Here is a 255-nt window from a genome sequence, read left to right as displayed (position 1 = left end):
TCAAGGCGTTTTCCCAGGCGCAGCTGGTGCGCACCAAGACCGACCAGGTCGACGCCAAGGTCATTGCCGAGTTCTGCGCCAAGCATGGTCCGGAAGCATGGCAGCCGCCGCCGCTGAGCGAACAGGAGTTGAAAGCGATGGTGCTGCGCCTGGATGCGCTGCTGGCCATGCAGACGCAGGAAACGAACCGCCTGGACGTGGCGCGCGAATCGGTCCGGGCCGATATCGAACAGCATATTGCCTGGCTCGGCGAGC

Annotated in this window: 1 protein-coding gene; it reads left to right on the top strand. The window is 64.3% G+C overall.

Annotated features, from left to right (window positions below; genetic code table 11):
* A partial coding sequence (locus GTP77_RS31505) for an IS110 family transposase (protein WP_161075770.1) occupies window positions 1-255 on the top strand: 255 nt, incomplete at both ends.

Source organism: Pseudoduganella aquatica, assembly GCF_009857595.1.
Taxonomy (GTDB): Bacteria; Pseudomonadota; Gammaproteobacteria; order Burkholderiales; family Burkholderiaceae_D; genus Rugamonas; species Rugamonas aquatica_A.
Note: the sequence above shows the minus strand (reverse complement) of the source record. Positions and strands in the feature narration are given on the sequence as shown.